The 14,142-nt window shown below is 59.2% G+C and carries 15 protein-coding genes; 1 reads left to right on the forward strand and 14 read right to left on the reverse strand.

What is annotated here, in order from left to right:
• Positions 1 to 181: 181 nt before the first annotated feature.
• The 3 genes from OK142_RS11110 to OK142_RS11120 form a co-directional block, all read right to left on the reverse strand.
• Positions 182 to 523, reverse strand: a complete 342-nt coding sequence (locus OK142_RS11110) for a RidA family protein (RefSeq protein WP_004442838.1) — start codon at positions 521 to 523, stop codon at positions 182 to 184.
• A gap of 49 nt (positions 524 to 572) precedes the next feature.
• Positions 573 to 911 carry a protein tyrosine phosphatase family protein gene (locus OK142_RS11115; RefSeq protein WP_082182662.1) on the reverse strand — a complete coding sequence of 113 codons (339 nt, stop codon included), beginning with the start codon at positions 909 to 911 and terminating at the stop codon, positions 573 to 575.
• 130 nt (positions 912 to 1,041) lie between these two features.
• Complete coding sequence (locus OK142_RS11120; RefSeq protein ID WP_498682756.1) at positions 1,042 to 1,875, reverse strand: aldose 1-epimerase family protein; 834 nt, start codon at positions 1,873 to 1,875, stop codon at positions 1,042 to 1,044.
• Between the two features lie 156 nt (positions 1,876 to 2,031).
• Here OK142_RS11120 and OK142_RS11125 point away from each other — a divergent pair, with 156 nt between their 5' ends.
• Complete coding sequence (locus OK142_RS11125; protein ID WP_082182664.1) at positions 2,032 to 3,426, forward strand: L,D-transpeptidase family protein; 1,395 nt, start codon at positions 2,032 to 2,034, stop codon at positions 3,424 to 3,426.
• A 67-nt stretch (positions 3,427 to 3,493) separates the two neighbouring features.
• On the opposite strand, the gene OK142_RS11130 is transcribed toward OK142_RS11125, so the two are convergent.
• The 11 genes from OK142_RS11130 to OK142_RS11180 form a co-directional block, all read right to left on the reverse strand.
• Positions 3,494 to 4,699, reverse strand: a complete 1,206-nt coding sequence (locus OK142_RS11130; protein ID WP_498683216.1) for an MFS transporter — start codon at positions 4,697 to 4,699, stop codon at positions 3,494 to 3,496.
• Positions 4,700 to 4,745: 46 nt separating this feature from the next.
• Positions 4,746 to 5,393 (reverse strand): TetR/AcrR family transcriptional regulator, encoded by a 648-nt coding sequence (locus OK142_RS11135; protein ID WP_498682758.1) that lies wholly within the window; start codon positions 5,391 to 5,393, stop codon positions 4,746 to 4,748.
• Between the two features lie 60 nt (positions 5,394 to 5,453).
• On the reverse strand, positions 5,454 to 6,170 hold the full coding sequence (locus tag OK142_RS11140) for a ParA family protein (RefSeq protein ID WP_498682760.1): 717 nt from the start codon (positions 6,168 to 6,170) through the stop codon (positions 5,454 to 5,456).
• Positions 6,171 to 6,332: 162 nt separating this feature from the next.
• The gene (locus tag OK142_RS11145; RefSeq protein WP_137037980.1) at positions 6,333 to 6,716 is read right to left on the reverse strand and encodes a hypothetical protein; all 384 of its coding nucleotides are present in this window, start codon (positions 6,714 to 6,716) and stop codon (positions 6,333 to 6,335) included.
• Positions 6,717 to 6,725: 9 nt separating this feature from the next.
• Complete coding sequence (locus tag OK142_RS11150) at positions 6,726 to 7,871, reverse strand: iron-containing alcohol dehydrogenase (RefSeq protein WP_498682762.1); 1,146 nt, start codon at positions 7,869 to 7,871, stop codon at positions 6,726 to 6,728.
• Entirely contained in the window at positions 7,868 to 9,256 is a 1,389-nt protein-coding gene (locus OK142_RS11155) for an aldehyde dehydrogenase family protein (RefSeq protein ID WP_144577314.1), read from the reverse strand. The genes OK142_RS11150 and OK142_RS11155 overlap by 4 nt, the downstream gene beginning before the upstream one ends.
• A 17-nt stretch (positions 9,257 to 9,273) precedes the next feature.
• Entirely contained in the window at positions 9,274 to 9,690 is a 417-nt protein-coding gene (locus OK142_RS11160; RefSeq protein WP_498682766.1) for a type II toxin-antitoxin system VapC family toxin, read from the reverse strand.
• On the reverse strand, positions 9,683 to 10,105 hold the full coding sequence (locus OK142_RS11165) for a helix-turn-helix domain-containing protein (RefSeq protein WP_498682769.1): 423 nt from the start codon (positions 10,103 to 10,105) through the stop codon (positions 9,683 to 9,685). The genes OK142_RS11160 and OK142_RS11165 overlap by 8 nt, the downstream gene beginning before the upstream one ends.
• Positions 10,106 to 10,173: 68 nt before the next feature.
• On the reverse strand, positions 10,174 to 11,541 hold the full coding sequence (locus tag OK142_RS11170; protein WP_003494807.1) for a glutamine synthetase family protein: 1,368 nt from the start codon (positions 11,539 to 11,541) through the stop codon (positions 10,174 to 10,176).
• Positions 11,542 to 11,607: 66 nt separating this feature from the next.
• The gene (locus tag OK142_RS11175; RefSeq protein WP_035220370.1) at positions 11,608 to 13,122 is read right to left on the reverse strand and encodes an amino acid permease; all 1,515 of its coding nucleotides are present in this window, start codon (positions 13,120 to 13,122) and stop codon (positions 11,608 to 11,610) included.
• Positions 13,123 to 13,349: 227 nt separating this feature from the next.
• On the reverse strand, positions 13,350 to 14,123 hold the full coding sequence (locus OK142_RS11180; protein WP_498682773.1) for an N-formylglutamate amidohydrolase: 774 nt from the start codon (positions 14,121 to 14,123) through the stop codon (positions 13,350 to 13,352).
• Between the last annotated feature and the right edge of the window lie 19 nt (positions 14,124 to 14,142).

Genomic DNA, 14,142 nt, shown 5'->3' on the forward strand with positions numbered 1-14,142 from the left:
AACGCAATCCCTCTCTTCCGTCATCCTCGCCCTTGAGGCGAGGATCCACGGCCGCGTTGTATCGTGTGGATCCTCGGGGCAAGCCCGAGGATGACGACCGTGGGCAGATGGGGCTTTTTCATCAAAAAAAGGCCGGGCCGCATTCCGCGACCCGGCCTTTTGTCACAAATCAAACCGTCGCTCAGAGAGCCGCGGTAACGATGAACTCAACCTTGTAGTCCGGGGTCGCAAGCGCTGCTTCGCTGGTGGCGCGGGCTGGCGGGTTTGCCGGGTCGATCCAGCCTTCCCAGACGGCGTTCATTTCGCCGAAGGTAGACATGTCGGAGAGATAGATGATCGTCTGCAGGATCTTCGACTTGTCCGAACCGGCAGCGGCCAGCAGGCGGTCGACTTCAGCGAGAGCAGACTTGCTCTGTTCCGTAACGCTCGTGCCTTCGCCAACCTGGCCGGCCAGATAAACGGTGTTGCCGTGAACGACGGCGCCGCTCATGCGCTTGCCGGGCTCGATACGCTTGATGGTCATGGAAAACTCCTGTTGATTGGCATTTGAAAATCGAAGAATGCGCGGAAAATCAGCCGCGCAGGTGATGGGTCTTTTCGTAGATCGCCGTTGAGCGGGCGCCGGAACGGCAATAGCCGAGCATCGGGCGCTGCAATTCGTCCAGCGCATCCACCATGCCGGTAACGGCATCGGCATCGACGCCATAGCGGCCGACCGGCACATGCATGATGGTGAGGCCCAGCTGTTCGGCACGCTCGGCAATATCGGCAAAAAGCGGCTGGCCCTCTTCTTCGCCATCCGGGCGATGGCAGACGATCGACTTGAAGCCGAGTGCCTTCACCTCGTCGAGATCGGCAACGCTGATCTGTCCCGTGACCGAATATTCGTCGTCTATACGCCTGATATCCATCTTAATGCCTCCGCTGAAACCGGCGCCTGCGCGCCGCTGGCACGCTCTCGCCACCGTCTGAAATCCGCATCCGATGTAAGCGGTCAAAACCCCTGCGTCAATGATACGGCGTCTTCATTCGGTACGCCATTCAGAGGATGGAAAAGCGCAGCCCATAGGAGCGGCTTTCGCCCGGCTGCAGCATGTTGAACTCGCCGGAAGCCTCCAGCTCCCCGCGCCCGACCCAGCGATGCGAAACCGGCTCGATGCCGAGGACATTGGCCGGCTCCTTCTGGTTGCGCCACATCTGAAGATAGGGCAGCGTCTCCGTGCGAAAACGCACGGTCAGCGTCCTGCCGCCAATGGCCGCAATCGGACCAAGCGTAAGTGACGCCCACTCGTCCTTGCCGGCGGGCACGCAGAATACCGTGCCCGGCTCCTCGCCGAAACGCCAGCCATGGCCACCGTCATCGAGCATCGCACCTTCAAGGCGAACGGCGTCGTCAAAAAGGCGTGCGCCGACATTCATGTGGTACATGAGAAAGACCGGCATCGGCCGCGCACTCGTGTTGACGATCCGGTCATCGAGGCTGACTTCGCCGCTTTCCCCGTCGATACGCCATGTCCGTTCCAGAAGGGCGGTGCCGCCATCGGCAAGGTTCACGGGAACCTCGGCCCGTGCCAGCGCATTGGACTCGTTGAGTTCAAAGACCGTTATCTTTGCGGGATGTGAGGAGAAAGACCCATGCAACGGATATCGACGCCCCTCTCCGTCACCGTCAATCGGCTCGGGGTGGCGGATATGATCGGGACCGCAGGTGAAGAGAAAGCCTTCCAGCGAGTGGTCGATGCGCGCATCGCCATCGTCGGGAATGGCGCGGCCGGGCGCGATATCGATGCCGTCGACGAAACAGGAGCCAATATCGAAAACGGAGGTTTCATCGAGGAAAATGCGTGGCGATTTGCCAGCCTGAAACGAGCGCAAGACAACCTCCCTGTGGCAGTAAAAACGCATAACTCACGGAAACGCTACTAACCGTGACGGAAATTAAGATTGCATTAACCGCGAATTCACCTTTTTCACAATAGGGTCAAGATTGCGGTGTGTTTATCGGTGAACGAAGTAAGGGATAGCAGAATCGTGAAACAGTTTCTTAACGCAGCTCTGGGTCTGACGGTCGCCGTTGCGTCGGTTTTCGCCCCGCTACAGGCTGGTGCGCAGCAGCGTTATGGTTATGAGCAGCCGGTTCTGGTGACGCCGGATGGCCGCGTTCTCGATTTCGTTCCCGAACGCGGTGATATCGTCATCAGCCGCGACGCGATGGGCCGTACTGTCTTCTACGACCAGTACGGCAATCTGCTGGCCACCGAAATGCCATCGGGTTACCAGCAGCAACGGCGCCAGCAGGCGCGCCAGCGCGACACTACCTATTATCCCCCCGCCCCCGGCGGCCAGTATCGTGAGCCGCAACGTGATTACGGTTATCAGGACAATGGCAGCGTACGCGACTACCGAGAATATCGCGGCAATGGTTCCGACGACAATGTCTACACCGGCTCCGTTCCCGCACCCGGTGCGGTGGAAAGCGGCCCGCTCGGCCAGCCGATGCCCGGCGAAAGCACCACGGCCGCCGTTCCGCAGCCGGAGCACCTGATCGAGCGCCACACACCGGTGACCACGCCGGTCAACCGTTCCCGCCAGGAAATCGTCGCGCTCCAGACCTTCCTCGATCGCGAGGGCATCTCGCCCGGCGTCATCGACGGCAAGATGGGTGACAACGTCAACAAGGCCATTGCCGCCTGGCAGGACATGACGGGCGAAAAGCTCGACCCCAACAATTCCGATGACATTCTGGAGCGCCTGCGCGCCTCCGGCGGCATGCCGATCGTGGACTACACGATCACCGCGGCCGATGCCGCAGGTCCCTATGTCGCCTCCATTCCGGATGACTATGCCGAGAAATCGCAGCTGCCCGCCCTCTCCTTCACGAAGACCTCGGAGGCGCTCGCCGAACGTTTCCATATGGACGAAAACTATCTGAAGGAACTGAACCCCGGCATAGATTTCTCCGTGCCCGGCACCATCATCAAGGTCGTCAATCCGGGTGAGGCGAAAAAAGGCCAGGTCGCCCGCATCGTCGCCCACAAGGGCATCAAGCAGGTCTTCGCTTACGGGCAGGACGGCAACCTGATCGCCGCCTACCCGGCCACCATTGGTTCCACGGATACGCCCTCGCCGAGCGGCACGCACACGGTCGAGCGCATCGCGCTCAATCCGGGCTACACGTATAATCCGAAGATCAACTTCAAGCAGGGTCAGAACGACAAGATCCTGCAGATCCCGCCGGGTCCGAACGGCCCGGTCGGTACGGTCTGGATCGCGCTGTCGAAGCCGACCTACGGCATCCATGGAACGCCTGAGCCGTCCAAGATCGGCAAGACCAATAGCCACGGCTGTATCCGCCTCACCAACTGGGACGCGACGGAGCTGGCAAAAATGGTCCGCCCCGGCGTTGTGGTCGAATTCGCGGAATAGGATCGACCAGAGTAAAAAAGAAAAAGCCCGGCGGTTGGGTCCGCCTGGCTTTTTCTTTGTTGGAATTTCAGCCGCGCTTTTCCGTGAGAAAATATAGAAGGGCGGCCACCGGCAAGGCGAAACCGATCCACGAGGCGGCTTGCCACTCGCCGACCGCATAGGCCCAGCCGCCCACGGCGGAGCCGATCGCCCCGCCCATGAAGAATGTCGCCATATAGATGCCGTTCAGGCGGCTGCGGAATTCTGCTCCGAGCGTGAAGATGGCGCGCTGACCGAGCACCAGATTGGTGGTCACGCCGAAATCCAGAACGATGGCCGCAATCACCAATATCCCAAGCGCAAGATGTGATCCTTCGGGCGCAAGATGGGTGACGGCAAATGACAGCGCCACCGCCACCAATGCCAGGAACGTGGCCGCATAGGTCCAGCCCCGGTCGGCCATGCGCCCCGCAATCGGCGCGGCGACGGTGCCCGCCGCACCGGCAAGCGCAAACAGCGCGATCTCACCCTGGCTGAGATTGAAATGCGGCCCGCTCAGATAAAGCGGCGTCGTGGTCCAGAACAGGCTGAAGGCGGCGAACAGGAAGGCGTGATAGATTGCCCGCCGCCGCAGGATCGGCGTGTGGAGGGCAAGCCTGCCCATGGAGGCCATCAGGGAACCATAACCCAGCCTCGCCTCAGGCACACGAGCCGGCAAAAGCCGGAAGAGCACGACGGCAAGGACGGCCATGACGCCAGCCGATATCATGAAGACACCGCGCCAGGACACCACTTCGGACAAAAGACTGGAAACCGGCCTCGCCAGCATGATGCCGGCCATCAGCCCGCTCATGACATTGCCGACCACCCGCCCGCGAATGGCATGCGGCGCCATGTGTGCTGCATAGGGAACAATGACCTGCACCGCCACGGAACTGACGCCGACCAGAAATGCGGCAATCAGAAACGGCGCGGCATGCGGGGCAAATGCCGCCGCCACAAGCGAAAGCACAGCCATGGAGACAGCACTGACGACCAGTTTGCGATTTTCCACGAGATCGCCAAGCGGCACCACGAACAGCAGGCCGACACCGTAACCGATCTGCGTCAGGGTCACGATCAGACCGGTCGCGCCGGCAGAAAGGCCGAGCTCCCCGCCGATGATGCCGGCAAGCGGCTGGCCATAATAAAGATTGGCCGCAATCAATCCGCAGGCGGTTGCCAGCAAAAAAGTAAGGGCCGGGGAAATGGATGTTTCGTAAACATCCTCCCCATCAACGACACGCGACGTCATCATTTTCTCCAATATGGAAACGAATGTTTCCTAAATAATCACAAAATCATTCGGCGAGCTTCATGGCGATATTCACCACGGCCGTCATTTCTTCCAGGCTCCGCCCGGTCTTTCCCACAACGCGCATGCCGTACATCATGCACAACATCGCTCTGGCAAGATCTTCGGAATCGGCTTTTGACTGCACAGAACCGTCCTTTTGCCCCTCAGCCACAAGCCGGGCGACGATCTGCTCCCTCGCCCTCACCGCCCGATCAACCACGACCGCGATGTCATCGTCCAGAGCAGCAAGATCGGCGGCAGCGCCGACCACAAGACACCCCTCGGAACCCGAACCGCCATGCGACCGCTCCGCATAGAACATCAGGCCGGCCCTAAGTCGCTCACGACCAGTCGCGTAACCGGCAACGGCAGCTTCGAAGCGCTCGGTCTGTATGATCCGGTAACGCTCCATCGTGGCGATGAACACGGCCTTCTTGTCCTTGAAAGCCTTGTAAAGACTGCCCTGCGCCAGTTCCATCGCATCGGTGAGATCACCGACGGAGGTGGCGTGATACCCTCGCCTCGAAAAAATGCGGATCGCGCCGTCGAGCGCACGATCAATGTCAAATTCGCGCGGCCTGCCGCGATGGCGCTGTTCCGGGGCGTTGGGCTGGTGAATATTGGTCATGGCGGCAATATAGGAAACGATCATTTCCAAATCAAGCGAAAATAATGCCCGCACCGCAAAGGGCCCGGGCATTGGGAATGTCGTTCAAGCCGCCTTGCGGGTCAGAAGGCGCGCGGGTTGCGTGCCGAGCCTCGACAGGCGTTTCGGCAGGAGGCCGATGACTTCGCCGGCGAATGTCTTCGCATTCTCCACGGCCTTGTCGATATTGCTGACCTTGTCCTTATCGAGACAGAGAAGCGTGCCGCCGTAGTCGAAAATATCGCGATAGGCCGCCCTCTCGACAATCGGCGTATTCAGAACCGAAACATTCTTCTCAGCCAGCAGCATCTTGACGAGCAGCAGTGAGCGCGTCGCCACCATGGCGTTGACCCGTGTCAGCACGATGGAGTGGGCGATCGCCTTGCCCATCTTGCGGTTCAGGAATTCTATATGGTCCAGAACCTCGGCGGCCCCGCGCGCATCCATGGCACAGCCCTGCACGGGGATCAGCACATGATCGGAAATACCAAGCGCCATGGTCAGCAGCGGGCTTTTCGCACCCGGCAGATCAATGATGAAACAGTCGGTATTGGTTTTATTCTCGCGAATATGGCCTTCAAGCGAAGCCATCGTTACATGCGAAATCACCGAGAGATTTTCGATCTCGCCTGATAATTCGTGCCAGCGGGAAATCCACAATTGCGGATCGGCATCCAGAACCGTCACGCGGTGGCCGCTGCGGGCCAGTTCGGTTGCCAGGAGCAATACCGCAGTGGTTTTTCCCGCGCCACCCTTGGTGTTGGCGAAAGTGATGACTGACATGATACCCCCTGTTGGTCAGAGCCGTTTCATGCTCATTCACACACCGAGCCGATCATGGTGCTTTCTATAACCTTAACGAACATGGTTAAGAAAAGACTAAGATCGTTTTTGGGGACAACAAAAAAGCCCGCGATAAATCGCGGGCTTCTGACATCTGATTGATCACACCAGCTTTCGGCACGACCCCACATCATCCGTCCTAAGGCGGCCGGCTTTGAGATCTTCGTACTTCGGCAAATTCAGGGAGCTGCCCAGCCTTTTCTCAACGGTTGCACGATCAAGCGTGATCATGCGTCCGGCACTGGTGAAGGACACCATGCCATTCTTTCCGGAATACGCCATAGTCGCGCGCATTTCACAGAAATAGCGGTCTGAGCCCTTGGACAAATTCCATCCCCGGATTCCTGCTTTATTGCTCGACAGAGCTCCGACTTTGTAACCCTGACCGGAAAGCTCCTTGAAAGAAGCGGCCTGCGCCACAAGGGGTAGGCTTAAAAACGCCACTGCAAGCAATGGCGAAAAGACTGAAACTCTCATCGTTGCCATAACGACCCTTTAAAAGCAGTCCTCAAACAATTTCCTGGTATTCTCCAGCGTCATCGGCACCGGATTGCCGCCGCAGCTCGGATCCTTGATAGCTTCCGCCGTCAGTTCGTCGATACGATCAGGCTTGATGCCCATGGCGGTCAGGTTTTCCGGCACGCCGAGTTCCTTGCGAAGCTCGAGCACATAGTCATAGAAGCCGTCGAAACCGCCCGAGATGCCGAGATAGGCGGCCGCACGGGCAATCTTGTCTTCGATGGCCGGGCGGTTGAAGCGCAGCACCGCCGGCATGACGACGGCATTGGTCATGCCGTGATGGGTGTTGTAGACTGCCCCGATTGGGTGCGACAGCGAGTGAATGGCCCCGAGACCCTTCTGGAAGGCAACCGCCCCCATCGCCGCCGCTGCCATCATATTGGTGCGCGCTTCAATATCCGTGCCGTCCTTATAGGCGCGCGGCAGGAATTCCTTGACGAGACGCAGGCCCTCCAGCGCCACGCCGGCGCTCATCGGGTGATAGAAGGGCGACGAATAGGCTTCCAGGCAATGGGCAAAGGCATCCATGCCCGTGCCCGCCGTGATGACCTTCGGCATGCCGACCGTCAGCTCCGGATCGCAGATGACGACGCCGGGCAAGAGCTTTGGATGGAAGATGATCTTCTTCACATGGGTCTGCGAATTGGTAATGACACTGGCGCGGCCGACTTCCGAACCGGTGCCCGCTGTCGTTGGAACGGCGACGATCGGTGCGATCTTCGAGGCATCCGCCCGCGTCCACCAGTCGCCGATATCCTCGAAATCCCAGACCGGGCGCGTCTGCCCGGCCATGAAGGCGATGGTTTTGCCCAGATCAAGGCCAGAGCCGCCGCCGAAGGCGACGACGCCGTCATGGCCGCCATCGCGATAGGCCTTCACGCCAGCTTCCATGTTGATCTCGTTGGGGTTCGGATCGACCTCGGCGAAAATTGCACGGCCAAGGCCAGCCTCTTCCAGCACATCGAGCGCATGCGCGGTGATCGCCATATTGGCAAGGCCGCGATCCGTGACAAGCAGCGGCTTCCTGATGCCGAGCGTCTTGCAGGCTTCCGCCAGTTCCTTGATCCGGCCACGGCCAAGCTTGACGGCGGTGGGGTAGCTCCAGTTGGCGACGATATTCATTTCGTGACTTTCTTCAGATGGTAGGATTTCGGTCGGGTCAGGTTCTGGAAACCAAGGACGGAAAGCGAACCGCCACGGCCGGTTTCCTTCACACCGGTCCAGCAAAGGGCGGGGTCGAGATAATCGGCGCGGTTCATGAACACGGTGCCGGTTTCGATCTCGCGACCGATGCGCCCGGCGCGGGCGGCATCCTGCGTCCACAGCGAGGCGGTGAGGCCATATTTGCTGTCATTCATCAGCGCGATGGCTTCATCGTCATTCTTCACTTTCATGATGCCGACGGCCGGGCCGAAGGTTTCTTCGGTCATGAACTCCATCGAATGATCGACATTGACGAGAACTTGCGGCGCGACATAAGCGCTCTCACCGTCATCGGCAGGGAAAAGCTTGGGATCGACCAATGCCTTCGCACCTTTGGCAACGGCGTCGGCAATCTGCGCCCGCACCACCTTGGCAAACCGCTTGTTGGCCATCGGCCCGAGCGTCGTTTCCTGCTCCAGCGGATTACCAAGCTTGTAGTTGGAAACCCACGCCACGGACTTCTCGACGAATGCGTCATAGAGGTTCTCGTTGACGTAGATACGTTCGATACCGCAGCAGCACTGCCCGGAATTGTAGGTGGCGCCATCCATCAACGTGTCGACGGCGGCGTCGAGATCGGCGTCTTCCATCACGTAGCCGGGATCCTTGCCGCCGAGTTCAAGCCCGAGACCGGTGAAGGTACCGGCAGCGGCGCGCTCGATGGCGCGGCCGCCTTCCACCGAACCGGTGAAGTTGACGAAATTGAACAGACCTTCGGAAATCAGCGCCGAAGTCGTGCCGTGGTCGAGGAAGACGTTGATGAAGACATCGTCAGGCACGCCGGCCTCAACGAAAGCCCGCACCATCCGCTCGCCCACCAGCAGCGTCTGCGCCGCATGTTTGATGACAACCGTATTTCCCGCCATCAGAGCAGGCGCGACGGTGTTGATCGCCGTCATGTAAGGATAGTTCCACGGCGCAATGACGAAGACCACGCCATGCGCCTCGCGCTCGATGCGGCGTTCGAAATTGCCGCTTTCCTCGATGACGAGCGGCGCCAGCGCATCGGCCGCGATGGAGGCGACATAGTTGGAGCGTTCGTTGAATCCCTTGAACTCGCCGCCGTAACGAACCGGACGGCCCATCATATGCGCCAGTTCCGGCACGACTTCCGCCACCATTTCATTGAGGCGGGCGACACCCTTCAGAACCAGCTGAACGCGGTCCTCAAGCGGACGCCGCGCCCAGTCCTTTTGCGCCTTGCGCGCCTTCGAAACGGCGGCCCGCGCCGCCTCCAGCGACATCGCCTCCCGCTCGGCATAAACCGAGCCGTCGATGGGCGAGATATTCTGGATCATGGTCATACTGAAAAACTCCGGTTCTAGCAGGTCAACGTCTTCACATGGCCGGCCTCGCCATAAGCCAATATGGCGCGATCTCGCGTGATGATCGTCAGGTCGTGTTCTCGCGCAGTCGTAATTAAAATACGATCGATCGGATCTTTGTGAGCAAGCATGGGAAGAAAACAGGATGCGATAAAAATATCCGCAGTCACCGGTTGCTCGACAACTTCTGCCTCCCTTCGGAAATCGTCGTACCAGCGCTTCGGACTTTTGGTCTCGCTGATGCGTCCCTTCGCAACCAGCATGCCCATTTCCCATGCGGTGGCGGCGGAAACGCAAACAGGCTCGCCCGTCTTGTAGGATCGGCTCAAGGCATTAACCGCGTCATCCGAAACCGGCTCACCTTGCGACATCCAGATCACAGCACACGTATCGAGAAGAAAGCCGTCACTCATTGTAGAGCTTTTCTCCCCATTCAAAATCAACGGGTTCGGTCAGGTCCACATCCGGCATGACGGTGATCGTGCCTTTCATGCAGCCGAAAATCGGATGTCGACGCTCAGCCGCACCGACGTTACGCACGTCGCGACCTGCTCCTCCGGACGAAGCAGGCCCGGCATAGGTCGACTGGCTGTTTTCCGAAAAACCGGCGGCACCGCCCCGACGATGAAGAGCGACGTCGCCGACGGGAACGTTGAGATATTCGGCAATCCGGTCCTGCTCCTCAACGCTCATATTTCGTTCCCCATTCAACATGCGCGTCACCGCGCTTCGGTCCAGCATCAGGAAGCGAGCCAGGTCAGCCTGACTCCCGCCCCTTTTTTTCAACTGTTGTGAAAACCACGCCTTATCAATCCGATCACCGATCATTGTCACGCCTCCATTGAGGTAATAGCAACAATCTACTCTAAAATTGAGATTTCAACAACGCCATGATCTCACGCTCTCTCAAAACCGCGCGCCACTTCCCAGTCGGTCACGCGGCGGTCGTATTCTTCCTGTTCCCACCGTCCGGCATGGACGTAATGATCGATCACATCGTCACCAAAGGCGTTGCGCAGCATTTTCGATCCGTCCAGAAAGGCAGTGGCGTCACGCAGGGTCTTGGGTATCTCGCGCACGTCCTTGCCGCCATAGGCATCACCGACAAAAGCGGGCTCAAGTTCGAGTTTATTTTCGATGCCGTCAATGCCTGCCGCGAGCAAAGCCGCCATGGCGAGATAGGGATTGAGGTCGGAGCCGCCGACGCGGCATTCGATGCGGATGCCCTTGGTGCCTTCGCCGCAGAGGCGGTATCCGGCCGTGCGGTTGTCGAGGCTCCAGATCGCCTTGGTGGGCGCAAAGGTGCCGGCCATGAACCGCTTGTAGGAATTGATATAGGGCGCGAGGAAATAGGTGATCTCGCTGGCATGGGCAAGAAGCCCGGCAACATAATGCCGCATCAGTTCCGACATGCCGTGCTTGGCGTCCTTGTCGAGGAAAGCAGGCGTCTTGCCATCGGCACTCCACAGCGACTGGTGAATATGCGAGGAACTGCCGGCGGCGTTGTAATTCCACTTGGCGAGGAACGTCACCGCCTTGCCCTTTGACCAGGCGATCTCCTTGGTGGCATTCTTGATGATGGCGTGCCGGTCGGCCATGGTCAGCGCATCGGCATAACGCACGTTGATTTCCGCCTGACCTGCGGATGCTTCGCCCTTGGAATTTTCGACCGGAATGCCTGCGCCCTGCAGGCCCTTGCGCAGCGCCCGCATGACATCCTCTTCCTTGGTCGTCTGGAAGATATGGTAATCCTCATTATAACCGCTGGCGAGGTTCAGGCCCTTGTAACCGTTGGCGCGCGCCGCATCGAAAGTCTGGTCGAACAGGAAGAATTCCAGTTCGGTCGCCATATAGGCCTTTAGCCCCATGGCCTCCAGCCGCGCCACCTGTTTTTTCAAGAGCGCGCGCGGTGAATGCGGCACTTCTTCATGGGTGTGATGATCGAGCACATCGCACAGCACCAGCGCCGTGCCTTCCAGCCACGGCACGCGCCGCAGCGTCGAAAGATCGGGCTTCAGCACATAGTCACCATAGCCCTTTTCCCAACTGGAGGATTTGTAGCCGGGAACGGTTTCCATCTCCATGTCGGTGGCAAGCACATAATTGCAGCTATGGGTTTCCTCAAAGGCGCTTTCAACGAAGAATTCCGCCTGGAACCGTTTGCCCATCAGACGCCCCTGCATGTCGACAAGGCAGGCCAGAACCGTGTCGATGCGCCCCTCGGCGACATCCATTTTAAGCGCGTCGAATGTGTAGCTCGTCATTTTGTCCGTTCCCTCTTATTGTGGCGACCGGGCGGCCGGGATACGGCCGCCCGTTTCGTTTGAGCATCAGGCCTTTGCAGCCGCTGCGGCAACCGCAGCCTGCTTGTGCTCCAGCGCGAACTCCTCTTCCGGCGACAGGATGAGGCGATGGCGTCCGACAAAGGCGAAATAGGCGATCGCCACGGCGAACCATACGGCGACCCAGAGCACGCCCTTGGTGAAGTTCGGATCCTGGATCTGGTAAAGCAGCGTGACGATGGCGATGATGACCGTCAGCACCGCGCCCGGAATGCCGAAGGGCGAGCGGAACGGCCGCTCGATATGCGGCAGGTTTTTCCTGAGCAGAATGAAGGAAATCGCCTGCATGATGTAGGAGAACATGGCGCCGAACACGGCCATGTTCAAAAGCACGCTGCCGATGATGCTGCCGCCCTCTTCCGCACCCAGCGAGAACCAGATAACGAGCATGACCGCGAGACCGACAATCGCGCCGGTGATATTGGCAACGTATGGCGTGCGGTATTTGGAATGGGTGATCGACAGCACGGTCGGGAAGTAACCGGCACGCGACAGCGAATAGATCTGCCGGCCCTGTGCATAGAGGATCGTATGGAAGCTGGCGATCAGGCCGGTCAAGGCAACGAGACCCAGCACCACCACGCCGCCATCGCCATAGATCGCCTTGAAGCCATCAAGCAGCGGCTCGAGCGAGGAGCTGAGATGGAAGGCGCCGACGCCCGGCAGGGACGGGTTGAGCAATACGATCATGAAGGCCGAGACCATCAGCGTCACCATGCCGAGAATGATGCCCTTCGGCATGTCACGTTTCGGATCGACCGATTCTTCCGCCGCCAGCGGCAGCTGCTCGATGGCAAGGAACAGCCAGACCGCAAAGGGCAGCGTGGCGAGAACGCCCGAAAAACCGAAGGGGAAGAAGGAACCGCCGCCTTCCGGCAGCTCCACCGCCTTGCCGTCAGGGCCGACACCGATATTGAGCGCAAAACGCGAAAAATCGATATTGGGAATGGCGCTGATCCAGAAGAACACCAGAACCGTGAGCGAAATCAGCGTGATGACCAGCGTGACCTTGAAGGAAAGCTCAAGCCCGAAGACGTTGAGCGCAAGGAAAATTGCATAAAAGACTATCCACACGAAAGGTGAATAGGCCGGATCGAGCCCGAGAATGGAGTTCACATACGCCGTGATGAAGGTGACGACGACCGCCGGCGTCAGCACATATTCGACATTCTCGCAAAGCCCGGTAATGAAGCCGCCCCAGGGGCCCATGGCCGTGCGGGCGAAGGAATAGGCCGCACCGGTATGCGGCAATGCCGGGCTCATTTCCGCGATCGAAAATGTCAGCCCGAGATACATGATGGCGATGATGATGCCCGCCACCAGCATGCCGCCCCAGCCGCCAGTGGAAAAGCCGAAATTCCATCCGGAAAAATGCCCGGAAATAACCGCGCCGACGCCCAGCGACCAGAGCGACCACACGCCCGCATAACGGGAAAGTCCGCGTTTTTCGAAATAGGATGCATCAGCCTTCTTGTAGCTGACGCCTGATGATGAACTGTCCATGCCCTTCTCTCCTGAATAAGAAAAAAACAAGCCAGTCAGCCATTATTGGCCGATTGTGCCCCAGTTTTCAGCACCTTCGCGAGGTTTCCCGCCCTGTGCCGCACGCACTTGCTGTTCCCTTGCCGCTGCATGTCTTTTCGGCTTCATGGCCGGCTTTTATTCGATGGCGGCAGTCTCGTTTTGACGGCCGGCCGCGGTGTTTTCACCGTCGGCCGGCCCTTGCTCCCTCACTCATCGATTGATGAGAGCGCCTTCCCCATAAGTTCGTTTAGGAAGCCGGCAATGGCCGACTGGTCCTGCTCATTGGCGACCAGATCGTTGCGGATCTCGATCATCACATTCAAAAGTCCGTCCGGCAGCGCGTGCAACCGCAGCGTATGCGTCACCCCGTCTTCCGGACCATAGGGATCATTGCGCCGGACCGTGAGCGCGGAGCCTTCAGCATCCGAAAGCATCGCATCGGCCAGACGGCTGTCGGTATCGTGCAGGATGCCGATTTGCACCTCGCGGAATTTACCGTGATAGACCGGCGTAAAACTATGAATGGTCACCACCACCACTCGGCGACCGGTCGCCTGCCGTTCGGCGATGATCTCGCTCACACGGTCGTGAAACGGCACGTAAAGCGCGGAGGTACGGGCGAAACGCTCCGCTTCGCTCAGATCGAAATTACCGGGAATGTCATAGATTTCGCTTTTCACCGGCATGGCGGAAGGTGATTCGGGCGGACGGTTGCAATCATAGACAAGCCGCGAAAACCGCTGATGGATAAGCGTCGCGTCGAGGCTCTGCGAAAGCAGCCTCGCAACGGCCAGCGCCCCCGGATCCCATGCCGCATGGCTGGAAAGAACCTCTTGCGAAAGACCGAGCGTGCCGAACTTTTCCGGGATGGTGGCGGAAGCGTGTTCGCAGACAAGAAGGACGTCGCCCTTCGCTGCGGCGTTCTCGACGTCAACCGCCTGCCCTTCCGCTTCTGTGAAAAACCGTGAACGCACCGTCATGCACGAACCCCACCCGGCA

It is taken from the genome of Agrobacterium sp. BT-220-3 (assembly GCF_025910175.1).
Lineage (GTDB): Bacteria > Pseudomonadota > Alphaproteobacteria > Rhizobiales > Rhizobiaceae > Agrobacterium > Agrobacterium oryzihabitans.

Bases quoted from the DNA above. Each gene is read 5' to 3' on its own strand.
- OK142_RS11110 (WP_004442838.1), bottom strand. From the start codon at position 523: ATGACCATCAAGCGTATCGAGCCCGGCAAGCGCATGAGCGGCGCCGTC.
- OK142_RS11115 (WP_082182662.1), bottom strand. From the start codon at position 911: ATGGATATCAGGCGTATAGACGACGAATATTCGGTCACGGGACAGATC.
- OK142_RS11130 (WP_498683216.1), bottom strand. From the start codon at position 4,699: ATGACGTCGCGTGTCGTTGATGGGGAGGATGTTTACGAAACATCCATT.
- OK142_RS11135 (WP_498682758.1), bottom strand. From the start codon at position 5,393: ATGATCGTTTCCTATATTGCCGCCATGACCAATATTCACCAGCCCAAC.
- OK142_RS11140 (WP_498682760.1), bottom strand. From the start codon at position 6,170: ATGTCAGTCATCACTTTCGCCAACACCAAGGGTGGCGCGGGAAAAACC.
- OK142_RS11145 (WP_137037980.1), bottom strand. From the start codon at position 6,716: ATGGCAACGATGAGAGTTTCAGTCTTTTCGCCATTGCTTGCAGTGGCG.
- OK142_RS11150 (WP_498682762.1), bottom strand. From the start codon at position 7,871: ATGAATATCGTCGCCAACTGGAGCTACCCCACCGCCGTCAAGCTTGGC.
- OK142_RS11155 (WP_144577314.1), bottom strand. From the start codon at position 9,256: ATGACCATGATCCAGAATATCTCGCCCATCGACGGCTCGGTTTATGCC.
- OK142_RS11160 (WP_498682766.1), bottom strand. From the start codon at position 9,690: ATGAGTGACGGCTTTCTTCTCGATACGTGTGCTGTGATCTGGATGTCG.
- OK142_RS11165 (WP_498682769.1), bottom strand. From the start codon at position 10,105: ATGATCGGTGATCGGATTGATAAGGCGTGGTTTTCACAACAGTTGAAA.
- OK142_RS11170 (WP_003494807.1), bottom strand. From the start codon at position 11,541: ATGACGAGCTACACATTCGACGCGCTTAAAATGGATGTCGCCGAGGGG.
- OK142_RS11175 (WP_035220370.1), bottom strand. From the start codon at position 13,122: ATGGACAGTTCATCATCAGGCGTCAGCTACAAGAAGGCTGATGCATCC.
- OK142_RS11180 (WP_498682773.1), bottom strand. From the start codon at position 14,123: ATGACGGTGCGTTCACGGTTTTTCACAGAAGCGGAAGGGCAGGCGGTT.